General features: G+C 63.9%; 8 protein-coding genes. 5 read left to right on the top strand and 3 right to left on the bottom strand.

The window, feature by feature from the left end:
* The coding region (locus EOA24_RS22995) for an alanine racemase (protein WP_189354155.1) at positions 1-737 on the bottom strand (737 nt) is incomplete at its 3' end.
* Positions 738-948: 211 nt separating this feature from the next.
* Between EOA24_RS22995 and EOA24_RS22990 the strand changes: the two genes are divergently transcribed.
* Positions 949-1,869, top strand: coding sequence for a DMT family transporter (locus tag EOA24_RS22990; RefSeq protein WP_126081975.1), 921 nt, complete (start codon positions 949-951; stop codon positions 1,867-1,869).
* Between the two features lie 370 nt (positions 1,870-2,239).
* On the opposite strand, the gene metF is transcribed toward EOA24_RS22990, so the two are convergent.
* Complete coding sequence (metF, locus tag EOA24_RS22985; protein ID WP_126060063.1) at positions 2,240-3,157, bottom strand: methylenetetrahydrofolate reductase [NAD(P)H]; 918 nt, start codon at positions 3,155-3,157, stop codon at positions 2,240-2,242.
* Positions 3,157-4,164, bottom strand: coding sequence for a metalloregulator ArsR/SmtB family transcription factor (locus EOA24_RS22980; protein ID WP_126060062.1), 1,008 nt, complete (start codon positions 4,162-4,164; stop codon positions 3,157-3,159). Before EOA24_RS22980 ends, metF begins: the two co-directional genes overlap by 1 nt.
* 140 nt (positions 4,165-4,304) lie before the next feature.
* On the opposite strand from EOA24_RS22980, the gene tsaA reads away from it, so the two are divergent.
* The 4 genes from tsaA to EOA24_RS22960 all read left to right on the top strand — a co-directional run.
* Positions 4,305-4,811, top strand: a complete 507-nt coding sequence (tsaA, locus tag EOA24_RS22975; RefSeq protein ID WP_127256145.1) for a tRNA (N6-threonylcarbamoyladenosine(37)-N6)-methyltransferase TrmO — start codon at positions 4,305-4,307, stop codon at positions 4,809-4,811.
* The gene (locus tag EOA24_RS22970) at positions 4,808-5,122 is read left to right on the top strand and encodes a DUF2293 domain-containing protein (protein ID WP_126081973.1); all 315 of its coding nucleotides are present in this window, start codon (positions 4,808-4,810) and stop codon (positions 5,120-5,122) included. Before tsaA ends, EOA24_RS22970 begins: the two co-directional genes overlap by 4 nt.
* A gap of 84 nt (positions 5,123-5,206) precedes the next feature.
* On the top strand, positions 5,207-6,166 hold the full coding sequence (locus EOA24_RS22965; RefSeq protein WP_126081972.1) for a D-amino acid aminotransferase: 960 nt from the start codon (positions 5,207-5,209) through the stop codon (positions 6,164-6,166).
* Positions 6,167-6,292: 126 nt separating this feature from the next.
* Positions 6,293-6,772, top strand: a 480-nt coding sequence (locus EOA24_RS22960) for an SDR family NAD(P)-dependent oxidoreductase (protein ID WP_127410096.1), incomplete at its 3' end; no start/stop codon positions are given.

Here is a 6,772-nt window from a genome sequence, read left to right as displayed (position 1 = left end):
GCAAGCCGCGACATCAGCTGGCCGAGCGAAGGCATCTCGACCTGCTTGCGGTTTGGATCGTGGCCGTATTCGGCGGGGAAACCGCCGCCGACATCGAGCCCGGCAATGTCGAAGGTCAGGCGATTGCGCACCCAGTCGGCCGAGGCCAGCGCCCGCTCATAGGTGTCGGGATCCTCGATCTGGCTGCCGACATGGAAGCAGAGGCCAACCTTGTAGCCGGTCCGGTTCAGCCGCTCGGCAAGCTCGACCGCATTGGCCGGCCCGGCGCCGAATTTCTTCGACAATTCGTAAGCCGCATGGCCCTTGGTCTGGATGCGCACGAAGACGGTGATGGCGCCCGGGTCGATATCGAGCGCCCGCACGACGCGCGTCAGCTTGGTGATCTCGTCCTCATGGTCGAGCGAGATCACCCGGATGCCGTATTTCTCCAGCGCCAGCTTGATATCCGACTGCGCCTTGACCGGGTGCATGTAGAGCATCTCGGCATCCGCCGAGACGGCGCGCACGGCCGCGAATTCTCCCGGCGAAGCGACGTCGAAGGTGCTGACGCCGGATTCCACCAATGTCTTCAGCACGATCTGCTCACCATTGGTCTTCACCGCATAGGCGGTCTTGCCGGGAAACATGCCCATGAACTGCAGGGCATCCGCCTTCAGCACCTGCGGGCGGAAACAGTAGACCGGATCGTCGGGACGAAGCGCCAGTGCCGCATCGCGGGCATTTTCGAATCGCTGCATGGACGAATCCTCGGGGCTGGAGCGCGCACAATTAATCCTAGCTAGCCGCCAAAGAAAACAGTTCTGTGTCTGGCGACCCGACGCGGCCGGTTGCACATTTTGCCAAAGCTAAACCACCAGTCAGGTTTCGGGTGGCCCTTGCCGGCGAGCGCATTTATCGGTTGGTGAGGTGTGAAGCCGAGATTGCGATCGGCCTGGGGAGGAACAGGACATGTCGATTACGGCCGCCGCCGCGCCGACGCGCGGACCGATGACACTCAAGGATTGGGGGCAGCTTCTTCTGCTCGGCGCAATCTGGGGCGGCTCGTTCTTCTTTGCCCGCATTGCAGTGTCCGAGATCCACCCGCTTGCGCTGGTGCTGTTCCGCGTCGCCATCGCCGCCATCGCACTTCAGCTCTATCTGGCGGTCCGCGGCCCCTCGTTCCGGCTCGCCTTCCCGCATGCCGGCCTGTTCTTCCTGCTGGCGCTCACCAACAATGTCGTGCCCTTCTCGCTGATCTTCGCCGGCCAGACTAAGCTCGGCGCCGGCGTCGCCTCGGTGCTCAACGCCACCACGCCGTTCTGGACGCTGATCCTGGCCAATGCGCTCACCACCGATGAGAAACTGTCCTGGAACAAGCTGGCCGGCATCGCGCTCGGTGTCGCCGGCACCGCGGTGATGATCGGTCCGGGCCTTGTTGCCGGACTCGGCGGGCCGGTCTGGGCCAAATTCGCGCTGATCGGCGCTTCGGTATCCTATGCGATCGCCTTGATGATCGCGCGCCGCTTCAAGGGCGTGCCATCGCCAGTCATCGCCACCGGGCAGCTGACCGCCTCGACCATCATCATGATCCCCATCGTGCTCATTGCCTATGGGCCGACGGGCTCGTTGTCGGCCTCGCAGCCGGTCTGGGCCGCGGTGCTGGGCCTGGCGCTTTTGTCTACCGCCTTCGCCTATATCCTCTATTTCAACCTCGTCGCCTCGGCCGGCGCCACCAATGCCTCGCTGGTCACCTTGATCGTCCCGGCCAGCGCGGTGTTGCTCGGTTTCCTCTTCCTCGGCGAGCGGCTGGCGCTGTTCGAGATCGGCGGCATGACGCTGATCGGATTGGGCCTCATCACCATCGACGGACGGCTGTTCGGCAAATGGTAGCGCTGTCATGCCACACCGCCGCCACAATTTATTCACAACGGCGAAGCCGGCTTTTGCCGAAGAGTTTCAACGGCTAACGGCAAATCCCGGGTCGCAAATTCCACAATCATGTCGCATTGCAGCACGTTTTCCGCTTGCCTGTGGCCCAAATGCCCCTAGACTCCTGCCATAGCTCTGAAGAGGAGGCTATGGCATGGGACTGACGAGGCCGATCAACGCTTTGATGATTTGTGCCGCATTCGCATTCATCGGTGCCCTGATCATAGGTGTTCTTCCCTGACCCGCCAAAGAGGGAAGACCAAGCACCGAGAATAGTCCAACAGTTCGAAAAGGCCGGGTTTCCACCCGGCCTTTTCCATTTCCGCCGACCTCAGGCCGCGGCCGACCCGGTCGCCTCCGCCTCATGCGAGCGGATGCCGATCATGTGGCAGACGGCAAAGACGAGGTCGGCACGGTTCATCGTGTAGAAATGGAAATCGCCGACGCCGCGCTCGACGAGGTCGAGCACCTGCTCGGCCGCCACGGCCGAGGCCACCAGCGCATGCGTCTGCGGGTCGTTCTCCAGCCCTTCGAAGCGCTCGGCGAGCCATGCCGGCACCAGCGCGCCGCAGCGCGAGGAGAAATTGGCGACCTGGGTGAAATTATGCACCGGCAGGATGCCCGGCACGATCGGGATATAGATGCCGGCGCGGCGCGCCCGCTCGACATAGCGCTCGTAAAGATCGTTGTCGAAGAAGAACTGGGTGATCGCCCGCGTCGCGCCATTGTCGACCTTGCGCTTCAGCATGTCGATGTCGGTGGCGAAATCCGGGCTCTCCGGATGCTTTTCCGGATAGGCCGAGACCGAGATGTCGAAATCGCCGACGCTCTTCAGCGCCCCTACCAGTTCGGCGCCATTGGCGTAGCCGTCCGGATGCGGGCGATAAGAGGTTCCGACGCCTGCGGCCGGATCGCCGCGCAGCGCAACGAAACGGGTGACGCCGAAGTCGACGAACTCGCGGATGACCGTGTCGACCTGATCGCGCGCGGCGTCGACGCAGGTCATATGCGCCGCCGGCGTCAGCGTCGTCTCGTTGAGGATGCGCTTGACCGTGCGCGCCGTGCGCTCGCGGGTCGAGCCGCCCGCGCCGTAGGTCACCGAGACGAATTCCGGCTTGAGCGGCTCCAGCCTTGTGACCGTATCCCACAACCTTGCTTCCATCTCGTCGGTCTTCGGTGGAAAGAACTCGAACGAGACGCTGACCTTCTCGCCTATGTCGGGGCGACGGGAAAAGCGGAACTGGTTCATCAGGCTGTTTCCCTCACTGGCAAGGAATCGTTGGACGGGTCTGCGATCTGCAGGCGGCGGTCGCGGCCGAGCCAGAGCTTGACGGTGAGCCTTGCCTCGTTGCCGCCGCGCGGCTCGAATTCCTGGCTGTCCTCGAGGTCGAGGCCGGCCTCCGCGAACCAATCGGACATCTGCCGGTCGGAGAAGCCCAGCCGCATATGCGCATGCTGGTCGCGCAGGAATTCGAGATTATGCGGCGCGAAGTCGACGACGATCAGCCGGCCCGATGGCCTGAGCAGCCGCGCCGCTTCGGCGATGGCGCGGGCGGGATCGTCGAGATAATGCAGCACCTGGTGGATGGTGACGAGATCGAAGGCGTTGCGCTCGACCGGCGGCGAGAAGATATCGCCCTGACGCACCTGCGCATTGGCAATGCCGGCCTTGTCGAGATTGGCGCGCGCGACCGTCAGCATCTCGCGCGACATGTCGATGCCGACACCGCGCCGATAGAGCGGCGCGAAGATTTCGAGCAGCCGGCCCGTGCCGGTGCCGAGGTCGAGCATCGACTGGAACGGCCGCTTGCCGACAAGCTTGATGAGCGCCGCTTCGACCGCGCGGTCCGGCACATGCAGCGAGCGGATATGATCCCAGCTCGCGGCGTTCTCGGAGAAATACTCGGCGGCCCGGTCCTGCCGCTTGCGCTTCACCGCCGCCAGCCGCTCCAGATCGCGCACCACCTGCGGATCGGCCTCGCTGATGCCGGAGACCAGACGCTGCACGAAATCGCGCGAATTATCCGTATCGGTCAGCCGGAAGAAGGCCCAGGACCCTTCCTGGTAGCGGCCGATCAGCCCGGCATCGAGCAGCAGCTTCAGATGGCGCGAGACGCGGGGCTGCGACTGTCCGAGTATCTCGGTGAGGTCGGAGACGGTGAGATCGCCGCGCGAAAGCAGCACCAGGATGCGCAGCCGGCTGGATTCGGCCGCCGCCTTCAATGTATCTACCATTGTGTCGAGCGAGACATGCATGAGCGGGCTCTCGTTGAAAGATATAAAGATATGTTTATGTCGATTTCGAAACCTTGGCAAGCGCTATGTCGCTTCCGGACAAGAAAATGGCGCAGCCGTGATCCGCGCCTGGCAGACGGTTCTTGCGCGGAGTGAAGAGCATGTTCGAGACGCGTGAAGGTGAAACGCTTCTTGCGGCCGATCCGGCGGAGTTGCGGCCGGACGGCCATGTCGTCTTTATCGGACGCATCGTCTCGCCCTGGACGAGGCGCGAGGATTGCCCCAAGAACATGCGCGCCGCCCGCGAATCCGGGCGGGCCGCGACAGTCCTGATCGACGAGCCCTATCGCCCGGGGCTGCGAAACCTGGAACGCGCCAGCCACATGGTCATCCTGTCCTGGCTCCATCACGCGCCGCGAAATCTGATCGTGCAGAAACCGCGCCATGCGGCTGAATCGAAAGGCGTTTTCTCGCTGCGCTCCCCTGCCCGGCCGAATCCTGTCGGCCTGCATGTGGCGAAGCTCGTCACGCTCGACATCGAGGGCGGACGGATCGGGATCGACGCCATCGACGTGCTCGACGGCACGCCGGTCATCGACATCAAGCCCTATTACGCTTCAACCGATGCCTTTCCCGAAGCGACCATCGCCGGACGCAACGACAAATGAGCGCCCCCACCGGCCGCCGCCGCGCCATCGCCAAGGCGCTGACAGCGCTTCTTCCGCTCGCGCCTTATGCCGACATGGAAAAGATCCGCGTCGATGCCGGTTCGGTGCACATGAAGACCTTGCCGCCAACGATCGCGGTGTGGCTGGCCACCATCGCCCATGTCCGCCATGCCCACACCGATTACGAGAAGCTGCTCGCCGAAGGCTATGACCGGGATTCGGCGCGTTTCTTCGTTATCGATGAGACCAATGCGGTGCTCACCCGCTGGCGCGCGACAAGGCTGCTCGAGGAAGACGACGAGGATGAGTGAGGCCAAGCGGCGCCTTCTGCCTGGCTCTACTTCATCCGCAACCGGACGCTAGTCTGCCTTGCCGACGATCGAGGGAGGAATGAAATGAGCCAGGCAGCCGCCACGCCAGCCAACCGGTTACCCTTTCTCTCCCCACGCCACATCGACCCGCATGCCTATCCCGACGGCGTCGCCTTCCTCGACGGGCAATATCTGCCGATGTCCCAGGCCAAAATCTCGGTGCTGGACTGGGGATTTCTGCATTCCGACGCCACCTACGACACGGTCCATGTCTGGGACGGCCGCTTCTTCCGCCTCGACCTGCATCTCGACCGATTCTTCGGCGGGCTGGAGAAGCTGCGCATGACGATCCCGTTCGATCGCGACGGCGTTGCGGAGATCCTGCACAATTGCGTCGCGCTGTCGGGCCATCGCGCGGCTTATGTCGAGATGCTGTGCACGCGCGGCGCCTCGCCGACCTTCAGCCGCGACCCGCGCCAGGCGATCAACCGGTTCATGGCCTTCGCCGTCCCCTTCGGCTCGGTCGCCAATGCCGAGCAGTTGCGGAGCGGCCTTCATGTCGCGATCAGCGACAAGGTGCGCATTCCGCCGGCCTCGATCGACCCCTCGATCAAGAACTACCATTGGCTCGATCTGGTTCGTGGCCTTTACGATGCCTATGACCGTGGCGCCGACACCGCGCTGATCCTCGACTTCAACGGCAATGTCGCCGAAGGCCCGGGCTTCAACGTCTTTTGCGTCACGGACGGCAGGCTCACGACGCCGGCCGTCGGCGTGTTGCCCGGCATCACGCGCCGCACCGTGTTTGACCTGTGCGCTGAAATCGGTCTCGCCGTCACAGCCGAAGCGGTCAGCGTCGCCGCTCTCAAAGGCGCCGACGAGGTCTTCATCACCTCGACCGCCGGCGGCATCATGCCGGTCACCACGATCGACGGCGCGCCGGTCGCCGGCGGCAAGGTCGGTCCGATCACCGAGCGGTTGATGGCGCTCTACTGGAAAAGGCATGAGGATCCCGCCTGGTCAAGTGCGGTGCGTTATCCCTGACCCACGGATTATTTCTCGGAACGCATCTGGAAAAACGCCGGCAGCGCCGTACATGCCGTAAGCGGAGATTCCTCCGCTTATCCTCCGAGAGAATTCACGGCCCTCCAAGGGCAAGGAATACACATCATGACAAGCAAGGTTTGGTTCATCACCGGATCGTCGAAGGGCTTTGGCCGCGTCTGGGCCGAGGCCGCGCTCGCCCGCGGCGATCGCGTCGCCGCCACAGCCCGCGATGCCGGCACGCTCGCCGATCTCGTCGAGAAATATGGCGACAACATCGCCGCCCTGAAGCTCGACGTCACCGACAAACGGGCGGTCGACGCCGCGATCGCCGAAGCGCACAAGCGCTTCGGCCGGCTCGACGTCGTCATCAACAATGCCGGCTACGGCCATTTCGGCGCCGTCGAGGAGGTCACCGAGCAGGAGGCGCGCGACCAGATCGAGACCAACGTCTTCGGCGCGCTCTGGGTCACCCAGGCGGCGCTGCCCATCATGCGCGCGCAGCGTTCCGGCCACATCATCCAGATTTCGTCGATCGGCGGCGTCAACGCCTTCGCCTCGATCGGCCTCTACCACGCCTCGAAATGGGCGCTGGAAGCCTTCAGC

The organism is Mesorhizobium sp. M2A.F.Ca.ET.039.01.1.1, from assembly GCF_003998035.1.
Taxonomy (GTDB): Bacteria; Pseudomonadota; Alphaproteobacteria; order Rhizobiales; family Rhizobiaceae; genus Mesorhizobium.
The sequence above is the reverse complement of the archived record's forward strand: the minus strand, read 5'-3'. Positions and strand labels throughout refer to the sequence as shown.